Origin of the sequence: Streptomyces sp. NPDC053427 (assembly GCF_044544985.1) — a bacterium.
GTDB lineage: Bacteria > Actinomycetota > Actinomycetes > Streptomycetales > Streptomycetaceae > Streptomyces.
In genome coordinates this window covers 410494-428185 of record NZ_JBITYA010000008.1, presented here as the reverse complement: position 1 = coordinate 428185, position 17692 = coordinate 410494, and the positions used below count along the sequence as shown (strand labels likewise).

Here is a 17692-nt window from a genome sequence, read left to right as displayed (position 1 = left end):
GGGGACCGGCACGGAGAAGGGCCCGGAGGCGCCGGGTCCGGACGACGGCGGTTCGGTGGCTGTCAGTGGCGGCCCGTATCCTCAGTGACCATGCTCGAAGACCGCATGGCAGCAGCTCCCTCGATCGCGCCGAAGATCGGGCAGCAGCCGGGCCCGCAGACGCTGCCGGATCCCTGGCCGGACGGGTATCCCCAGGGGTACGCGGTGGTCGACGTGGAGACCACCGGCCTGGCCCGCGACGACCGGATCATCTCCGCCGCGGTGTACCAACTCGACGCACGGGGCGAGGTCCAGGACCACTGGTACACCCTCGTCAATCCGCAGCGGGACCCGGGCCCGGTCTGGATCCACGGCCTCACCAGCGACGTGCTGGCCGACGCGCCGCTCTTCCCGGACATCGTCCCGGAGCTGTCGCGGCGCCTCGCGGACCGCGTGCTGGTCGCGCACAACGCCATGTTCGACTGGTCGATGATCGCCCGGGAGTACGCCCGCGCCCGGGCGACCGCCCCGGTGCGCCAGCGGCTGTGCACCATCGCGCTCTCCAAGGAGCTGCGGCTGCCGCTGCCCAACCACAAGCTGGAGTCCCTCGCGGCCCATTACGGCGTCGTGCAGGAGCGCGCCCACCATGCCCTGGACGACGCCCGGGTGCTGGCCGAGGCGTTCCGGCCCGGTCTGCGCCGGGCCGCGCGGGAGAAGCTGCGGCTGCCGCTGCTGGCCTGCCAGCCGCTGACGGAGTGGTCGGACGCTCCCCCGCAAGCGGGAGGTACCCCCACCGCGCCCCGGCCGCAGTCCTCGGCATCGTCCTACCGCCCCACCTCCTGGCGGCCGTCCCGTAAGCGCCCCGCGTGCCCGTACCCCAACCCGGGGCGCTATGCGGCGGGCGGCCGGCTGGTCCAGGGGATGCGGGTGGCGTTCTCCGGGGACACCTCCGTGGACCGCGAGCTGCTGGAGGACCGGGCGACCGAGGCCGGGCTGCACGTCGCCACGAGCCTGTCCCGGCTGACCAGCCTGCTGGTGACCAACGACCCCGACGCGCAGACCGCCAAGACCGTCAAGGCCGCCCAGTTCGGCACGGTCGTGGTCGACGAGGCGGCATTCATGCAGCTGCTGCAGGATGTGGAAGAGGCGGCACAGGCGTAACGGATGCAACGGGCGGAGGGCCGCCCCGCGGACCGGGGCCTGTCCGGGTGAAGCCCGGCCAACACACCCGTCGGCGCCTCGCCCCGTACGGGCCCCGCCCGCACCCTGTGGCGCATGGCACGTTGTGAAGTCTGCGGAAACGAATACGGCATGACGTTCGAGGTGCACGCGCAGGGCGCGGTGCATGTCTTCGACTGCTTCTCCTGCGCCATTCACCGCATGGCGCCGATCTGCGAGCACTGCCGGTGCCAGATCATCGGCCAGGGCGTCGAGGTCGAGGGGCACTTCTACTGCGGGGCGCACTGCGCCCGCTCGGAGGGGAAGGTGGGCATCGTCGACAGAGTCTGAGCCCGGCCCTCGCGCGCGGCCCGGATCCCGGCCGCCGCACCACCGAGCGGCCCGCGGCCTCCGGCAGGACCCCCTGACCGGGGGCCGCCGCACGCCAGGTACGGTCGTTGCCGTGTACCGCTTCCTGTTGTCCCGGCAGTGGGTGATCCTCACCCTCGTAGGTCTCGCGCTGATCCCCGTCATGATCGAGCTGGGCTTCTGGCAGCTGCACCGCCATGAGCACAAGGTGGCACAGAACGCGCTGATCGCCGACAACCTGGCCGCCAGGCCGGTCCCGGTCACCGAGCTGTCCGCCCCCGGACGGACGGTCCCGCACCACGAGATGTGGCGCCGGGTCACCGCCACCGGCACCTACGACACCGCGCACGAGGTCGTGGTCCGCCAGCGCACCGCCGCCGACGAGCAGAGCATCGGCTACTACGTCCTGACCCCGCTCGAACTCGACGGCGGCAAGGACGTCCTGGTCAACCGCGGCTGGATCTCGGCCGGCAACGACCTCACCAAGTTCCCCGACGTCCCGGCCGCCCCCCGGGGCAGGATCACCGTCACCGGCCGGATCATGGCCGACGAGACCACCGCGGAAAGCGGCATCAAGGACACCAGGGGACTGCCGCCCCGCCAGGTCATGCTGATCAACAGCGCAAAGATGGGGAAGCGGCTGCCGCGGCCGGTGCTCGGCGGCTATATCGAGCAGACCGCGCCCGGGAAGTCCGGCGGCAAGCCCGAGCTGGTCCCCGAGCCGGACCACGACAGCATCGGCCCGCACATGGCCTATGCCATCCAGTGGTGGCTGTTCGCGGCGGCGGTCCCGGTCGGCTGGGTCATCCTGGTGCGCCGTGAGCGCCGCGACCGCGCGGAGGCGGCGGCCAAGGAGGCCGAGGAGGCGGCGAAGGTTCCCGGGGAGCCGGACGAGCCCGGCAGGCCCGAGGAGCCGGGGCAGAAGACCGGGCCGGTAGCCCGGACAGCCGTCGGCACCGAGTAGCGACGGCGCCGGACGGGAAAGCGTCCGGGGGTGCACTCACATCAGCCACATATCGAGGACTATGCGCTCATCGGCGATCTGCAGACCGCCGCCCTGGTCGGCCGCGACGGCTCGATCGACTGGCTGTGCCTGCCGCGGTTCGACTCCGGCGCCTGCTTCGCCGCACTCCTCGGCGGCAAGGACAACGGCCACTGGGGACTGTCCCCCACCGCGCCCGATGCCCGCGCCGAGCGCTCCTACCGCGGCGACTCGCTCGTCCTGGACACCGTCTGGGAGACCCCCGACGGCTCCGTACGGGTCACCGACTTCATGCCGCAGCGCGACCGCGCGCCCGATGTCGTACGGATCGTCGAGGGCCTCCGCGGCAGCGTCACGATGCGCAGTGTGCTGCGGCTGCGGTTCGACTACGGGCGGGTGGTTCCCTGGGTGCGCGCCGCCGAGGGCAGCCGGGTCGCGATCGCCGGTCCGGACTCGGTGTGGCTGCGCTCCCCCGACCAAGGCACCACCTACGGCAAGGACTTCAGCACCCGCACCGACGTCACCGTCGCGGCGGGCGAACGCGCCGCTTTCGTGCTGACCTGGCACCCCTCCCAGGAACCCCGCCCCGACCGGATCGACCCGTTCCAGGCGCTCGACACCACCCTCGACGACTGGCACGAGTGGTCCGCGCGCTGCCGCTACGACGGCCCGCACCGCGACGCGGTGATCCGCTCCCTGATCACCCTCAAGGCCCTCATCTACGCACCCACCGGCGGCATCGTCGCCGCCCCCACCACCTCGCTCCCCGAGGAGCTGGGCGGCGTCCGCAACTGGGACTACCGCTACTGCTGGCTGCGCGACGCCAGCCTCACACTGAACTCCCTGCTCGCCGCCGGATACCTGGACGAGGCCAACGCCTGGCGGGACTGGCTGCTGCGCGCGGTGGCGGGCTCCCCGGACGACCTGCAGATCATGTACGGCCTGGCGGGCGAACGGCGGCTGCCGGAGTCCGAGCTCCCCTGGCTGGCCGGGTATGCCGGATCCGTGCCCGTACGGATCGGCAACGCCGCCGTCACACAGCGCCAGCTCGATGTCTACGGGGAAGTCCTGGACTCCTTCCACATCGGCCGTCGGGCCGGCATGGAGTCCGAGACGCACGCCTGGAGCATCCAGCGCGCCCTGGTGGACTACCTCGAGTCCACCTGGCGCGACCCCGACGAGGGAGTGTGGGAGATCCGCGGGCCGCGCCGGCACTTCGTCCACTCCAAGGTCATGGCCTGGGTCGCCGTGGACCGCGCCGTACGGGCGCTGGAGGCCGACCCCAAGCTGGGCGGGGACCTCGTCCGCTGGCGGGCGATGCGCGACGACGTGCACCGCGAGGTCTGCGAGCGGGGCTACGACGCGGAGCGCGGCACCTTCACCCAGTACTACGGCTCCACCGAACTCGACGCGGCGACGCTGCTGATCCCCCGCGTCGGCTTCCTCCCCGCCGACGACCCGCGGGTGACCGGGACCGTCGACGCCGTGCGCCGGGAGCTCTCGCACAACGGTCTGGTACGGCGTTACAGCACCGACAGCGGCGCCCGTATCGACGGACTGCCCGGCGGCGAGGGCACCTTCCTGGTCTGCTCCTTCTGGCTCGCCGACGCGCTGGAGCTGACCGGCCGCAGCCAGGAGGCACACGCCCTGTTCGAGCGGCTGCTGGCGCTGCGCAACGACGTCGGTCTGCTCTCCGAGGAGTACGATCCGGCGGCCCGGCGCCAGCTCGGCAACTTCCCGCAGGCCTTCAGCCACATCGGCCTGGTGGGGACCGCCTTCGGGCTGTTCGGGTGGACGAAGGCAGACTAGGGCCCATGGATCTTGGACTTACCGACCGGACGTACATCGTCACCGGAGCCACCCGCGGCCTCGGCTTCGCCACCGCCCGCGAGCTGGTCGCCGACGGCGCCGCCGTGGTGATCACCGGACGCACCGAGGAGGCCGCGAGCGCGGCGGCCGCCTCACTGGGCGAGCGGGCCCTGGGCGTCGCCGCCGACAACGCCGACCCCGAGGCCCCCGCCCGGCTGGTCGCCGCCGCCCGCGAACGCTTCGGCCGCCTCGACGGCGTCCTGATCAGCGTCGGCGGCCCGGCCCCCGGCACGGCGGCCGACAACACCGACGAACAGTGGCGGACCGCCTTCGAGTCGGTCTTCCTGGGCGCCGTACGCCTCGCCCGCACCGCCGCCGCCGAACTCGACGAAGGCGGCGTCATCGGCTTCGTCCTGTCCGGCTCCGTGTACGAGCCGATCGGCGGCCTGACCATCTCCAACGGCCTGCGCCCGGGGCTGGCCGGCTTCGCCAAGTCCCTCGCCGACGAGCTGGGCCCGCGCGGCATCCGCGTCATCGGCGTCCTGCCCGGCCGCATCGCCACCGACCGCATGACCCAGCTCGACGCCCTCTCCGGCGACCCCGAGGGCAGCCGCGCCCGCAACGCGGCGTCGATCCCACTGGGCCGCTACGGCACGCCAGAGGAATTCGGCCGGACGGCGGCGTTCCTGCTCTCGCCGGCGGCGTCGTACGTCACCGGGGTGATGGTGCCGGTGGACGGCGGGGCGCGGCACGGGTTCTGACCCTGCGGCGGGGCGCGGCGCGGGCGGGGCGGCTAACTGACCCGCTCCGGCCGGTGCCGCACCCCGCGCAGCCGCACCTCCGCCGGCAGCCGCTCCAGCCCCGCCGAGCCGCGCGCATGCGCCACCGCCTCGTCCGCGAAGCGCAGCACGACCGTGCCGGGGTCGGCGTGCGGGGCGAGCGCCAGGACGGCGCGTACCCGCGGTTGCGTACGGCGTCCGGTCAGGAGCACGGCAGCCCCCTCCACGCCCTCCAGCGCCTCCGTCTCGGCCGCCAGCACGGCCTCCAGCGCCCGGCCGCGCAGCAGCGCGCCCTCGCCGTCCCCGCTGTCGACGAGGACCTCCGGCAGGCGGTGCCGGCGGAGCTGGGTCACCAGCCACCACAGCGACAGCAGGACGAGCACCGCCAGGACGGCGATGACGACGGGCCACCACCAGCCGCGGTCCGTCCACCGGGTGCGGCTCCCCCGGGGCAGCAGGACCTCGCCGGGGCTCGTCCAGGGCCAGCCGCCGGGCAGCCCGATATGCCATTTCGCGGGCAGGTCGAGCCCGCCCATCAGCACCGCTGCGCCGGCCCCCAGCAGCACCGCACCGGCCAGGCCCAGCAGCACCCGGTTGGTGCCTCTGCGTACCGTGCGCATCGCTTGCGCTCACCTCTTCCTCGGGCGCCGGACATCGACGATCAGATGCAGTCCATGGGCCAGCCCCAGCTGTTCGAGACCGGCGCCGAGCGCCGTGTCGAGATCGCCGCGGACCTCGTCCAGCTCGCGGAAGTGCGCGAAGGCCCGCGCCCTGGCCTTACGGCGGCCGACCCTCATCCGTACGGACTGCACCCCGGCGACCTCCATCGCGCGGTCGCGCAGCACCAGGGCCGCGGCCGAACGGTCCAGGCGGGCCCGGACACCGGGGGCGACGGGGCGCATCGGCAGCACCGCGCGCAGGCCGGGCGTGAGGGCCAGCACCAGCAGCCAGATCCCGATCAGCACCGCGGCCGCCGCGGCGCCCAGCACCCAGGGACTGTCCAGGTGACGGGTGGCCAGCTGATGGGCGAGCCAGACGCGCCAGGTCATCGCGGGGCGGCCGGCCCGCACCGCGGCCACGTCGTACAGCAGCAGGCCCAGGGCGCCGAGCAGCACCAGGGCGACCAGCGCGGCCGGTACCCGCCGGGCCGACCAGGGGCGCCGGGAGCGGCCGCCGGCGCCGTGGTGCGGATCCGCCCCGGTCGATGCGGACTCCTGCGATCCGTCGCCGCCGCCCGGCCGCTTCTCGAGCGTGGGCAGCTGTCCGGTGCCCGGCAGATCCGCGTCGTCGCCGCTCATCGCACCCTTCCCCGGTCCCCGCCGTCCAGCAGCGGGGAGCGCAGACGCTCCACCTCCACCGCGACCGCCGGCACCTCCATGTTCGCCAACGCCCTTACCCGATCGGTCACTTGACGACGCACCGCACCGCACTGCGCGCCGATGTCGCAGGGATAGCCCAGTTCGACGGCGACCCGCACCCGGGCCTCGCCGAAGTGCTGCCGGGCGTCGCGCCGGTGGACGGTGACCGTCGCATGGGCGTCGGTCGGTGCGGTCGGGTCCGTCTCGCGCAGCGCCTCGCGCGCCGCCTGGGCGGCGATCTTCGCCACCACCCGGTCCGCGATTCTGGTCGCGCCCCGCTCACCCGCCGGTACGGCAGGGACAGCGGCGGCCGGCACCGTCGCCACCCGGGCTCACCGCCGCCGGCTGTCGCGGTCGCCGGTCCGCGTACGGAAGAAATCGCCGGGTTCCAGTTCCCCGTCCAGGAATTTGCCCGCCACGAACCCGATGGCGCCCAGCGCCGCCACCAGGACGAACGCCCCGAACCCGCCGAAGTATCCGGCGAAGCCCAGCGCCATGCCGGCCAGAAGGCCGACCACGGCCATGCTCATCGTGCGCTCCTTCGCTGCCACTCCGGTCGGGTCCCGCTACCGCGCGGACCCGTTACTGAATCCGCGGCTCCGATTGTTCCTCTTCGTCCACCTCGTCGGGCAGCTTGACATCGCTCACCGCGATATTGACCTCGACGACCTCCAGGCTCGTCATCCGTTCGACGGCGGAGACGACGTTCTCCCGGACGGCACGGGCGACGTCGGCGATGGAGACGCCGTAATCGACCACGATCTCCAGGTCCAGCGCGGTCTGCACCTCGCCGACCTCGGCCTTCACCCCGCGGGTCGCGGAGGACCTGCCGCCGCCGGGCACCCGCTCCCGGACGGCCCCCAGGGTCCGCGCGAAGCCGCTGCCCATGGCGTGGACGCCCACGACATCGCGGGCCGCCAGCCCGGCGATCTTCTCCACGACGCCGTCGGCGATGGTGGTGCGCCCTCGGGACGCGGGGTCGCCGCCGCCGCGCTGGAGCGGCGACTTCGCACCGTCCGACATCTGCTGGCTCTCGCTCATCGCCGTTTGCCCCTTTCGGAGGGGATCGGGGGGTCGGGAGGTTCGGAGGAACGGGGCGGGGAAGCGGTCCCATACGTTCCGATTCCCACACTAGGTCGGGTTTTCCCCATATGCGCCGGTATACGGCAACGGAGTGCTCCATCCGGCCTCGTGCGCCGCACCACCGGGCCGCACCGGTCCGACTGCGGCAGGCTGGGGGCACCGTCCGGGACAAGGAGTGAGTGACGACTGTGATGGCCGTGAACCCGTTGGCGTCGGCCGTACGGCATCAGCTCGACATCGGCCGGGTGCTGCCCCTGGGCGGGCCCGCGGACGGGTCGTGGATCACCGAGCGGGCGGCCGTCGCCGCGCTGCGGGCGGCCGTCGGCGCGCCGGCCGGCGCGCGGCTCGGCGCCCTGCGGCTGGCCGTCGCGGACCCCGGCGGCACACCGGAACCGGCCGTGCCGCCGCCCCCGAGCGCGCTGCCGCCGGGCCCGCTGCGCCTCACCGCGGACTTCGCCGCGCCCGCCGACCGCCCGCTGCCCGACACCGCGGACCGGCTGCGCGCGGCCCTGCTGGAGGCGTCGGACCGGGAGCTGGGCCTGGTGGTGGGCCCGGTGGACCTACGCGTCAGCGGACTTCTGGAGGCGGCCGGGCTGCCCGCGGCACCCGCGCCCCCGGAGACCGGCGGCGCATCGGCCGGCCGTACCGAATCCCCGCAGGACGGACCGGAGCGGATCGCCGCCGTCGCCCGGGGCGTCCCGGGCGTCGCCCGCCTCGCCCCCGCGCTCGGCGGCCGCGCCCGCCCCGTCCGGCTCCACGACGGCCACGCCCTCATCCAGCTGGCGACCGCGCCCGGTCATCGCGCGCTGGACGTCGCGCGGGCGGTACGCGCGGCGGTGGCGGCCGCCCCGCCCGCCCCGGAATCGGTCGCCGTGCTGGTCACCGCCGTCGGGACCCACGCATGAGCGCCCGGCCGGCGGGCGTCCGAAGACATCCGCCGACCGGGCGCCGGTATGGCGTACCGCTGCCGGGGCTACTCCCCCAGCCCGGCGAGATCGCGCAGCCGGCGCGCCTGGGCGGCCCGCTCCGCGGTGCGCTGTTCCTCGTACGTGCGGCCCGCGGCGCCGGCCAGCAGGGCCTTGGTCTCGATGACGGCGTCCCGCGGCGCGGCGACGAGCGCGGCCGCCAGGTCGGCCACCGCACCGTCGAGTTCGTCGTTGGGCACCACCAGGTTGGCCAGGCCCACCCGCTCGGCCTCCGCGGCGTGCACAAAGCGCCCGGTGGCGCAGATCTCCAGCGCACGGGCGTAGCCCACCAGCCCGACCAGCGGATGCGTACCGGTCAGGTCCGGCACCAGACCCAGGCTGGTCTCCCGCATGGCGAACTGCACGTCCTCGGCGACGACCCGCAGATCGCAGGCCAGGGCGAGCTGGAAGCCCGCGCCGATCGCATGCCCCTGCACGGCGGCGATCGACACCAGATCCGTACGCCGCCACCAGGTGAACGCCTCCTGGTACTCGGCAATCACGGCATCCAGTTCGCTGTCCGCACCGCGCGCCAGATCGAGGAACGACGGCTCACCGTCGAACCCCTCCGGCGTGAACGCCTGCCGGTCGAGACCCGCGGAGAAGGACCTGCCCTCGCCACGGAGCACCACGATCCGTACATTTCCCGGCAGCAGCGAACCCGCCTCGGCCAGCGCCCGCCACATGGCCGGCGACTGCGCATTGCGCTTGGCCGCATTGGCGAGGGTCACCGTGGCGATGGTGTCGTCCACGGTGAGCCGCACACCGTCTTTGTCGAGCAGAGTCATCGAGCGCCTCCGGGTCAGCCGACCGCACCTGCGTGCGTAAGTGACTGAACGGTAACCTCCCGGCCGACTGCTCGGCCGACCGGGGGGAGAACCGTTGCTACCCGGAGTCGCGGGCGTCAGGCCGAAGCGGCCTTCTTGCCCCTGGTGGCTCCGCCTCGACCGCGCAGGATCACACCGGATTCGCTGAGCATCCGGTGCACGAATCCATAGGAGCGACCGGTTTCCTCGGCCAGCGCCCGGATACTCGCTCCGGAGTCATATTTCTTCTTCAGGTCTGCCGCGAGCTTCTCGCGCGCGGCGCCGGTCACCCGGCTGCCCTTCTTCAGAGTCTCGGCCACCCGTGCCTCCTCGTGGGAAGTGCGCTCTGGACTCTCATGATCACCCCTCCCCGGCTTCCTGGCCACCCATTCCGCAAGGTCGGTACGACATGAATTGCCGCCGGATGCGCCGCCGACCCGCCCGGAATTACGTATTCCGCCCGCTCGGCGGGCCACCCGTGCGCCGAATTCTCCGAAAAGTGGCAGGTCAGGGGGAGTGCCAGGGGATACGTCCGAAAAGGTGACGGCCGGGCCCGTCGGGGCCCGGCCGTACCGCGCAGACTCGCCGATGTACGAGCCGTTCTCACGCAGATGATGGATCACGCGTAGGCCGAATGATCCAGACCGCATGATCCATACGGCCGCGTCCCTGCGGTCAGGGGGGTCAGGCCAGCGCGACCAGGTCCGCGTAGTCCTGGCCCCACAGGTCCTCCACGCCGTCGGGCAGCAGGATGATCCGCTCCGGCTGCAGGGCGTCCACCGCGCCCTCGTCGTGCGTCACCAGGACCACCGCGCCGGTGAAGGTGTGCAGCGCGCCGAGGATCTCCTCGCGGCTGGCCGGGTCGAGGTTGTTGGTGGGCTCGTCGAGGAGCAGGACGTTGGCCGAGGAGACCACCAGCGTGGCCAGGGCGAGGCGGGTCTTCTCGCCGCCGGAGAGGACGCCGGCCGGCTTGTCCACGTCGTCGCCGGAGAAAAGGAAGGAGCCCAGCGTCTTGCGGATGGCGACCAGGTCCATGTCCGGGGCGGCGGAGCGCATGTTCTCCAGGACCGTACGGTCCGGGTCCAGCGTCTCGTGCTCCTGGGCGTAGTAGCCCAGCTTGAGGCCGTGGCCGGGGCGGACCTCACCGGTGTCCGGCTGCTCGACGCCGGCCAGCAGCCGCAGCAGGGTGGTCTTGCCGGCGCCGTTGAGGCCCAGGATGACGACCCGGGAGCCCTTGTCGATCGCCAGGTCGACGTCGGTGAAGATCTCCAGGGAACCGTAGGACTTCGACAGACCCTCGGCCGTGAGCGGGGTCTTGCCGCACGGCGCCGGGTCCGGGAAGCGCAGCTTGGCGACCTTGTCGGAGGCGCGTACCGCCTCCAGGCCGGCCAGCAGCTTGTCGGCGCGCTTGGCCATGTTCTGCGCGGCGACGGTCTTGGTGGCCTTCGCGCGCATCTTGTCGGCCTGGGAGTTGAGCGCCGCGGCCTTCTTCTCGGCGTTGGCGCGCTCGCGCTTGCGGCGCTTCTCGTCGGCCTCGCGCTGCTGCTGGTAGAGCTTCCAGCCCATGTTGTAGATGTCGATCCCCGACCGGTTGGCGTCGAGGTAGAACACCTTGTTCACGACGGTCTCGACCAGGTCGACATCGTGGGAGATCACGATGAAGCCGCCGCGGTAGGTCTTGAGGTAGTCGCGCAGCCAGACGATGGAGTCGGCGTCGAGGTGGTTGGTCGGCTCGTCGAGGAGCAGGGTGTCGGAGTCCGAGAAGAGGATCCGGGCCAGCTCGACGCGCCGGCGCTGACCGCCGGAGAGCGTATGGAGGGGCTGGTTGAGGATGCGGTCGGGCAGGCCGAGGCTGGCGGCGATGGTCGCGGCCTCCGCCTCGGCGGCGTACCCGCCCTTGGTGAGGAACTCGGTCTCCAGGCGCTCGTACTTCTTCATCGCCTTTTCGCGGGTGGCGCCCTTGCCGTTGGCCATCCGGTCCTCGTTCTCGCGCATCTTGCGCAGCACGGAGTCCAGATCGCGGGCGGACAGGATGCGGTCGCGGGCGAGCACGTCCATGTCACCGGTGCGCGGGTCCTGCGGCAGATAGCCGACCTGACCGGAGCGGGTGACCGTGCCGGCGGCGGGGATGCCCTCGCCGGCCAGCACCTTGGTGAGGGTGGTCTTGCCGGCACCGTTGCGGCCGACCAGGCCGATGCGGTCGCCCTTGGCGATGCGGAAGGAAGCGGACTCGATGAGGATTCGGGCGCCGGCGCGCAGCTCAAGGCCGGAGGCGGTGATCACGGAAAAAACTCCAGGGCAGGAAGACGGCGGGTTGGACGGACGGTCCGAGAGCGGTCAGCGCCGTCTAATGAACCCAAAGGAGAACTGCCATACAGGCAGTCTAACGGTGTTGTGCAACCGCTTTTTCCCTCCTTTGGAATCCGCTGGTCAGGGCCGGTTTCCACGGCATTGTCGGACCCCGCTGCAAGACTGTGATCCAGGTCTCACGCACGGGTGGCGAAGTGACGGGAACGACAGGGACGGTGACGGCGATGACGAGCTCGACGGCGGGTGCGCCCACGATGTATCCGGCAGTGCTCTACCGCGACGCCCAGGCCGCGATCCGGCTGTTGACGGAGGCGTTCGGGTTCACGCAAGAGGCGGTGTACGAGGGCGAGGGCGGCACGGTGGTGCATGCCGAGCTGTCGTACGGCAACGGGCGGGTGATGCTGGGGTCCAAGGGGCACGGCGGGGCCTTCGACGAGGCGATGGGCGATGCGGGGCCGACCGGCGTGTATGTCGTGGTCGAGGACACCGACACGCACTACGCGCGGGCCCGGGCGGCGGGCGTGGAGATCCTGATGCCGCCCACGGACCAGGACCACGGCTCGCGCGACTACATGGCGCGGGACGGCGAGGGCAACGTCTGGAGCTTCGGGACGTATGTGCCGGGCGCCTCCTCATGAGGCGCCCGGCGCATCCGCCGCCCGGCTTACGCGCCGCCCGTGTGCACCTGGAAGGCCGCGCGGCGCACGGCCTTGGCGAGCGCCGGGTCGGGGTGCGCCGCGGCCAGGGCGACCAGCACCTGGACGGTGCGGGGGTGGCCGACGGCGCGTACCTCCGCCAGCAGGCGGGGCACCGAGCCCTGGACCGCCGAGTCGAGGTGCCGGACCAGGAGTTGGGTCTCGCCGTGGTCGGCGACGGCCGCCGCGGTGTCCACCCACAGCCAGGTCGACTCCTCGCGGGTGAGCACATCGGGCGCGGTCTCCGGGTCGCCGCCCTCGTGCTCGACCAGCCAGAGCAGGGCGTAGGGGCGCAGCGCCGGCTCGTCGGCGGCGGCGCGGACGGCCGGTTCGGCGGGGGCGCCGACGGCGCGCAACGCCTCGAACGCCAGGCCACGCAGCAGCGCGTCCTCGCCGCGGGCCACGGTCAGCAGTTCCTCGACGGCGGCGCCGATTGCGCGGGCCGCGAGCCAGGCGCGGTATTCGGTGCGGGCCGGGCCCGGGGTGAGCCGGGCGCAGCCGCGCAGCATCGCCTCGGCGGACTGCTCGATATGGCCGGCCGGGCTCTGCGCGGCGACACAGATCCGCTCCAGCTTGACCCACACCGACCAGTTGCCCAGCGGCGTCAGCTGCGCCTCGTCGCTGTCGTAGGAATCCTCGTACGCACCGTCGTGGGCCTCGCCCGGCGCGCCGCCCGGCGGGACCATCGCGCCCACCGTCGTCAGTGCGCCCAGCGCCCAGTTCAGGAGCGCGGCGAGCGAGGCCCCCGCGGCGTCGTTCACCGCGCCTCCGGCGCCGGCGGCGTCGGCCGGGTCCTGTCCGTAGGGGACCTCGCAGCGTTCGGTGCGCAGCTCGGCGACGCGCTGTTCGAGCATGTCCAGAAGGACGGGCAGGCGTACGGGCCCGGCCGACAGATACAGCAGCGAGAGCAATTGCGGTACGGCCTCGACGACTTCGGCGACGATGGCGGGGCCGGCGCCGGACGGGGCCGGGCGGGCCAGCGACCAGGCGTCGAAGAGGGCGACCCAGCCGCGCAGTGCGGCGGTGTCGTCGCGGTCCCAGGCGCGCAGCCGCCAGCCGGGCCGGGCGACGCCCCCGTGCAGTTCGATGAGGCCGGCGAGCCGGGCGCGGTCCCAGTCGGCGCGGACCTGGTGCGGTGTCAGCCGCAGGTCCGCGGCGGCGCGTTCCACGGCGGCGTCCGGCAGCGCTCCGTCGGGGCCGGCCCGCAGGCCGGTGCCGGTGGCGCCGGGGCCGTCGGCCCAGCGGGCGAGCCGGGCCGCGCCGGCCAGGACGGCGCGGGCCTGCCGGGCCAGTTCCGCCGGCGCGGGCGTGCCCGCGGGCGGGCGGGGTGCCGGGCGGGCGGTCCGGGTGCTCACCGCCCGGCGGGCGGCCGCAATCGGTTGACCGGAGACGAGTCGGAGCCGGGAGTCGCGCGGAGTACGGGACGTCACAGGAGCAGTGTTGCCGCTGACGGCCCGAAAGCCCAATCGGAACCCGGCTTGCGGTCTTCGGGGGCCGCGCCACCTCGCCGCCCCATCCCTGATGTGGGGAGTTGTCCCCCCGTATGCCTGCCGGTCACCGGCGGGGCGGGGCCGGGGGCGGGGTCACATCAGAGGGGTGAGGAAGCGGCGCAGGGCCTCTTCGTAGCGGGGCGGGTCGGCGTTCCACATCGCGGCGTGCGGGGCGTGCGGGACGGACTGAAGCGTGATCAGGTCCCCGCGGCGGGCGGCGAAGGAGCGGGAGGCGGCCCAGGGGGCGATGGTGTCGTCCGGGCCGTGGAAGATGAGGGTGGGGACGGCCAGCGCGGCCGGGTCGGCGGCGTCGGCGGGGCGGTGCACGGGCAGCCCGGTGATGCCTTCTGCGGCGCGGACGACCAGCGGGAGCAGGGCGCGCGGGATCCCCCGGGCGGCGGCCAGCGCGCGGACCGTGGCGTGCCGGTCGAGGACCGGGGAGTCCAGGATGAGGCCGCTGATCCGGTCGCGCAGCGCGGAGTGGCCGGCGGCGCGCAGCGCCATGGTGGCGCCGGTGGACCAGCCGTAGAGGACGACGTCGTGGGCGCCGTAGCGGATCGCGTAGCGGATGGCGGCGTCCAGGTCGCGCCATTCGGCGTCGCCGAGGTGGTTGATGCCGTCGGCGGTGGACGGGGCGCCGAGGTCGTTGCGGTAGGCGATGTCGAGGACCGGGAGGCGGTGGCGGCGCAGGAACGGCATGACGACCATGGGGTGTTCGCGGGTGGTGCCCAGGCCGTGCGCGGTGATGACCCAGGTGTCGCGGACGCCGGGGAGGAACCACGCGGGCAGGGGGCCCAGCTCGCCGGGAACGTCGACGTCGGCGCTCTCGGCGCCCAGGGTGTCGCGGGGGTTGCCGATGTGCACCTGCGGGGTCAGCCGCATCCGCAGGCCCGGCCGCAGGGTGCCGTGGGTGACGCGGGTGAGGCGGCGGACGACCGTGTCGGGGGCGTGCGGGGTGCCGTGGACGACGGGGCCGATCTCGGCGTGGCAGCCGGAGCCGGTGAGGCCGTAGATGCCGGGCCGCAGGGAGACGAAACTGCGGGTCAGAGAGATCAGATCGTCGGTGACGGAGTGAACGGTGAGACGGGAGTCGCCGGGCAGGGGGAGATCGGGGGACGGTTTCAGGGCAACATCGCCGGCATACCGGCCGACCGCCACGGCGGCCGCCCCGGCGCCGAGCACGGTCATGGTGGCCACGGCCGCCGCAGTACCCCTTCGCATCTTCCCAGTGTGCAAAGGGAGACCGGGTGCGGCCAGCGGGGCGGGAGCGGGCGGGTGACGGCGGCGGTGCCGCGGTGTCGCGGGGTACGGCCGCGGGCGAGGGACCGGCGGGTCAGTCCCGCTGGCCGTAACCGCCGAGCTTGTCCCGGGCCGCCTCGAGCTCGGCCGGCGACAGCAGGCTGGGCGTATGTCCCGGCAGGGAGCTCGCGGTGAGCCAGACCCGGCACATCCACTCCAGCTGGGCGGTGCGGTCCAGGGCCTGGTCGAGGCTGTCGCCGTAGGCCATGGTGCCGTGGTTGCGGAGGAGGCAGCCGGTGCGGTCGCGCAGCGCGTCGAGCATGTTCGCGGCGAGCTCGTCGGTGCCGTAGAGGGCGTACGGGGCCACCCGGACCGGGCCGCCGAGGGCGGCGGCCATGTAGTGGATCGGCGGGAGCTCGGTGACGAGGGTGGAGACGGCGGTGGCGTACGGGGCGTGGGTGTGCACGACGGCGGTGGCCGTGGTGGCGCGGTAGACCGCCAGGTGCATGGGGAGTTCGCTGGTGGGACGCAGCGAGCCGAGGATCTGGCCGCCGTCGAGACCGACGGCGGTGGTGTCGCCGGGGCCGAGCCGGTCGTAGGGGACGCCGGTGGGCGTGACCAGGATCAGGTCCTTGATGCGGCAGGAGACATTGCCGGAGGTGCCGACGACCAGGCCGTCGGCGACGGTGCGGCGGGCGGTGGCGACCAGTTCGCTCCAGGCTTCGGCGATGCGGTCGGGGTGGTCCTTCGTCGGGCGGGCGGTGGTGCCGTGCATGGTGTCCTCCGGCGCGGTGGCGGCAGTACTGCGGATGGGGGGACCGTGTGCGCGCCACCGTACGGGCGGGCGGGGCACGGTACGGCACGGGCACGCCTGTCCGATATCCGCCATTTGGTGATTCAGGTGCAGTTAGTGGTGATTGGCCGATGTTCGACCGTCTTATGTTGGTCGACCCCTAACGTCGGGCATGAGTTGCCGGGATGCGGCACGTGAGCAGTGACACGAGCAGCACGTGAGCGATCCCGATCAGCAATCCCGAGGGGACCCATGCACGACCACCCGCCGCTCCTCCCCCGCCCCCGGCGCCACCTCATAGCCAGGGCCGCCGCCACCGGCAAACCCCCCGACACGGGTGGGCCGCCGGGTGATCGGGACCGCCGGAACGGGTCGGCGGCCCAGCTCAGGAAGTTTGCCAACGGGTGATGCGGAAGTGACATCGGAGACACCTCCGCTTGAACCGTGCGGTGGTGTCACTACCGAGCCCCTTGCAGTTCACTTTCCGTTCACCCACCCTCCGTACGGTCCCAGCGACACTGACCTTCGAACTGATTGCCTGGGTGAATGGAACACATCACGCTTCTCATCGGGATCGTGATCGTCACGGCCTTGGTGTTCGACTTTACGAACGGCTTCCACGACACGGCCAATGCAATGGCCACCACCATCTCCACCGGCGCCTTGCGACCCAAGACCGCGGTGGCGATGTCGGCAGTGCTCAACCTCGTCGGTGCCTTCCTGTCCGTGGAGGTGGCGAAGACCATCTCCGGGGGGATCATCGACGAGAGCGCCGGCATCAGACCTGAAGTGATCTTCGCCGGTCTGGTCGGCGCGATCGTCTGGAACCTGCTGACCTGGCTCGCGGGCCTGCCCTCCAGTTCCTCCCACGCCCTCTTCGGCGGTCTGATCGGCGCGACGCTGGTGTCCGTGGGCACCGGCGGGGTGCACGGCGGCGCCGTGGTGATGAAGGTCCTCATCCCGGCAGTGGCCGCGCCGATCGTCGCGGGTCTGGCCGCGATGGCCGCGACCCGGCTCACCTACCGGCTGACCCGCCACCGCCACGAGGCCGACACCGCCAAGGGCTACCGCGCGGGCCAGATCGCCTCCGCCGCCCTGGTCTCGCTCGCCCACGGCACCAACGATGCGCAGAAGACGATGGGCGTGATAACGCTCGCGCTGATCACCGGCGGGGTCGTCGCCCCGCACGCCGACCCGCCGCTGTGGGTCATCGCCTCCGCGGGCATGGCCATCGCGCTCGGCACGTACCTGGGCGGCTGGCGGATCATCCGCACGATGGGCAAGGGCATCACCGACATCCAGCCGCCGCAGGGCTTCGCCGCCCAGACCGGCGCGGCGGCCACCATCCTGGCCTCCTCGCACCTCGGCTTCGCGCTCTCCACCACCCAGGTCTGCTCCGGTTCCGTGATGGGTTCGGGCCTGGGCCGCAAGGGCGGCGTGGTGCGCTGGTCGACGGCCGGCCGGATGGTCCTGGCCTGGGGGCTGACGCTGCCGGCGGCCGGTCTGGTCGCGGCGGGCGCCGCGTTCCTGGCGAAGCAGGGCAGCTGGGGCGTGGCGGCGGTCGCCGTCCTCGGTCTCGCTGTCTGCGGCGCGATCTGGGCCGCCTCCCGGCGCAAGCCCATCGACCACACCAATGTCAACGACGGCCCGGCCGCGGAGCCGGTGGGCGTGGTGACCGCCGCGCTGCAGACCGTCGCGCCTCCGCCGGCGGGCCAGGTGACCCCGCCGGCCACCGAGCCGGACGCCTCCGAAGCGCCGTCCCCGGCGGCCGCGGACGCCCCCGCGGCCCCGCCCGCCGCACGCAAGAAGAAGACCGCGACGGCCGCCCGCTAGCGCGACCTCCCGCAACGGACACGGAAACACAAGGACAGGGAACG

At 73.2% G+C, this 17692-nt stretch carries 19 protein-coding genes; 8 read left to right on the top strand and 11 right to left on the bottom strand.

The genetic code is table 11. The features are described from left to right. Window positions 1–90 precede the first annotated feature (90 nt). From ACIGWZ_RS24355 to ACIGWZ_RS24335, 5 genes are all read left to right on the top strand, one after another. A complete protein-coding gene (locus ACIGWZ_RS24355; protein WP_400067944.1) occupies window positions 91–1140 on the top strand; it encodes a DEDDh family exonuclease in 1050 nt (349 codons plus the stop codon). 114 nt (window positions 1141–1254) lie between these two features. Beyond that, complete coding sequence (locus ACIGWZ_RS24350) at window positions 1255–1488, top strand: hypothetical protein (protein ID WP_362705502.1); 234 nt, start codon at window positions 1255–1257, stop codon at window positions 1486–1488. A gap of 112 nt (window positions 1489–1600) precedes the next feature. Beyond that, window positions 1601–2470 (top strand): SURF1 family protein, encoded by an 870-nt coding sequence (locus ACIGWZ_RS24345; protein ID WP_400067942.1) that lies wholly within the window; start codon window positions 1601–1603, stop codon window positions 2468–2470. 30 nt (window positions 2471–2500) lie between these two features. Next, window positions 2501–4297 carry a glycoside hydrolase family 15 protein gene (locus ACIGWZ_RS24340; protein WP_400067940.1) on the top strand — a complete coding sequence of 599 codons (1797 nt, stop codon included), beginning with the start codon at window positions 2501–2503 and terminating at the stop codon, window positions 4295–4297. A gap of 5 nt (window positions 4298–4302) precedes the next feature. Continuing rightward, on the top strand, window positions 4303–5058 hold the full coding sequence (locus tag ACIGWZ_RS24335; RefSeq protein ID WP_400067938.1) for an SDR family oxidoreductase: 756 nt from the start codon (window positions 4303–4305) through the stop codon (window positions 5056–5058). 32 nt (window positions 5059–5090) lie between these two features. On the opposite strand, the gene amaP is transcribed toward ACIGWZ_RS24335, so the two are convergent. The 5 genes from amaP to ACIGWZ_RS24310 are packed head-to-tail and all read right to left on the bottom strand — an operon-like array spanning window position 5091 to window position 7475. Then, window positions 5091–5696, bottom strand: coding sequence for an alkaline shock response membrane anchor protein AmaP (gene amaP, locus ACIGWZ_RS24330; protein ID WP_400067936.1), 606 nt, complete (start codon window positions 5694–5696; stop codon window positions 5091–5093). A gap of 9 nt (window positions 5697–5705) precedes the next feature. After that, window positions 5706–6374: a DUF6286 domain-containing protein gene (locus ACIGWZ_RS24325; RefSeq protein ID WP_400067934.1), complete on the bottom strand. Its 669-nt coding sequence runs from the start codon at window positions 6372–6374 to the stop codon at window positions 5706–5708. Continuing rightward, window positions 6371–6760: a hypothetical protein gene (locus tag ACIGWZ_RS24320; RefSeq protein WP_400067931.1), complete on the bottom strand. Its 390-nt coding sequence runs from the start codon at window positions 6758–6760 to the stop codon at window positions 6371–6373. The genes ACIGWZ_RS24325 and ACIGWZ_RS24320 overlap by 4 nt, the downstream gene beginning before the upstream one ends. 6 nt (window positions 6761–6766) lie before the next feature. After that, on the bottom strand, window positions 6767–6964 hold the full coding sequence (locus ACIGWZ_RS24315) for a hypothetical protein (protein ID WP_400067929.1): 198 nt from the start codon (window positions 6962–6964) through the stop codon (window positions 6767–6769). Window positions 6965–7016: 52 nt separating this feature from the next. Beyond that, window positions 7017–7475 carry an Asp23/Gls24 family envelope stress response protein gene (locus tag ACIGWZ_RS24310; protein ID WP_400067927.1) on the bottom strand — a complete coding sequence of 153 codons (459 nt, stop codon included), beginning with the start codon at window positions 7473–7475 and terminating at the stop codon, window positions 7017–7019. Window positions 7476–7708: 233 nt separating this feature from the next. Here ACIGWZ_RS24310 and ACIGWZ_RS24305 point away from each other — a divergent pair, with 233 nt between their 5' ends. Further along, window positions 7709–8422, top strand: coding sequence for a hypothetical protein (locus ACIGWZ_RS24305; protein WP_400068059.1), 714 nt, complete (start codon window positions 7709–7711; stop codon window positions 8420–8422). A 68-nt stretch (window positions 8423–8490) separates the two neighbouring features. On the opposite strand, the gene ACIGWZ_RS24300 is transcribed toward ACIGWZ_RS24305, so the two are convergent. The 3 genes from ACIGWZ_RS24300 to ACIGWZ_RS24290 all read right to left on the bottom strand — a co-directional run bounded on the left by ACIGWZ_RS24300 (window position 8491) and on the right by ACIGWZ_RS24290 (window position 11571). Further along, on the bottom strand, window positions 8491–9270 hold the full coding sequence (locus tag ACIGWZ_RS24300; RefSeq protein WP_400067925.1) for an enoyl-CoA hydratase/isomerase family protein: 780 nt from the start codon (window positions 9268–9270) through the stop codon (window positions 8491–8493). A 116-nt stretch (window positions 9271–9386) separates the two neighbouring features. Beyond that, the gene (locus ACIGWZ_RS24295; RefSeq protein WP_030366669.1) at window positions 9387–9608 is read right to left on the bottom strand and encodes a helix-turn-helix domain-containing protein; all 222 of its coding nucleotides are present in this window, start codon (window positions 9606–9608) and stop codon (window positions 9387–9389) included. Between the two features lie 364 nt (window positions 9609–9972). Beyond that, window positions 9973–11571 (bottom strand): ABC-F family ATP-binding cassette domain-containing protein, encoded by a 1599-nt coding sequence (locus ACIGWZ_RS24290; protein ID WP_400067923.1) that lies wholly within the window; start codon window positions 11569–11571, stop codon window positions 9973–9975. Between the two features lie 251 nt (window positions 11572–11822). On the opposite strand from ACIGWZ_RS24290, the gene ACIGWZ_RS24285 reads away from it, so the two are divergent. After that, window positions 11823–12236 carry a VOC family protein gene (locus tag ACIGWZ_RS24285; RefSeq protein ID WP_400067921.1) on the top strand — a complete coding sequence of 138 codons (414 nt, stop codon included), beginning with the start codon at window positions 11823–11825 and terminating at the stop codon, window positions 12234–12236. A 26-nt stretch (window positions 12237–12262) separates the two neighbouring features. Here the strand turns inward: ACIGWZ_RS24285 and ACIGWZ_RS24280 are convergent, their stop codons facing one another. The 3 genes from ACIGWZ_RS24280 to ACIGWZ_RS24270 form a co-directional block, all read right to left on the bottom strand. Beyond that, window positions 12263–13723, bottom strand: coding sequence for a hypothetical protein (locus tag ACIGWZ_RS24280; protein ID WP_400067919.1), 1461 nt, complete (start codon window positions 13721–13723; stop codon window positions 12263–12265). Between the two features lie 153 nt (window positions 13724–13876). Next, window positions 13877–15004, bottom strand: a complete 1128-nt coding sequence (locus ACIGWZ_RS24275; RefSeq protein ID WP_400067918.1) for an alpha/beta hydrolase — start codon at window positions 15002–15004, stop codon at window positions 13877–13879. Window positions 15005–15116: 112 nt separating this feature from the next. Then, window positions 15117–15797, bottom strand: coding sequence for a class II aldolase/adducin family protein (locus ACIGWZ_RS24270; RefSeq protein WP_400067916.1), 681 nt, complete (start codon window positions 15795–15797; stop codon window positions 15117–15119). Between the two features lie 564 nt (window positions 15798–16361). On the opposite strand from ACIGWZ_RS24270, the gene ACIGWZ_RS24265 reads away from it, so the two are divergent. Next, window positions 16362–17648 (top strand): anion permease, encoded by a 1287-nt coding sequence (locus ACIGWZ_RS24265; RefSeq protein ID WP_400067914.1) that lies wholly within the window; start codon window positions 16362–16364, stop codon window positions 17646–17648. The last annotated feature ends 44 nt before the right edge of the window (window positions 17649–17692 follow it).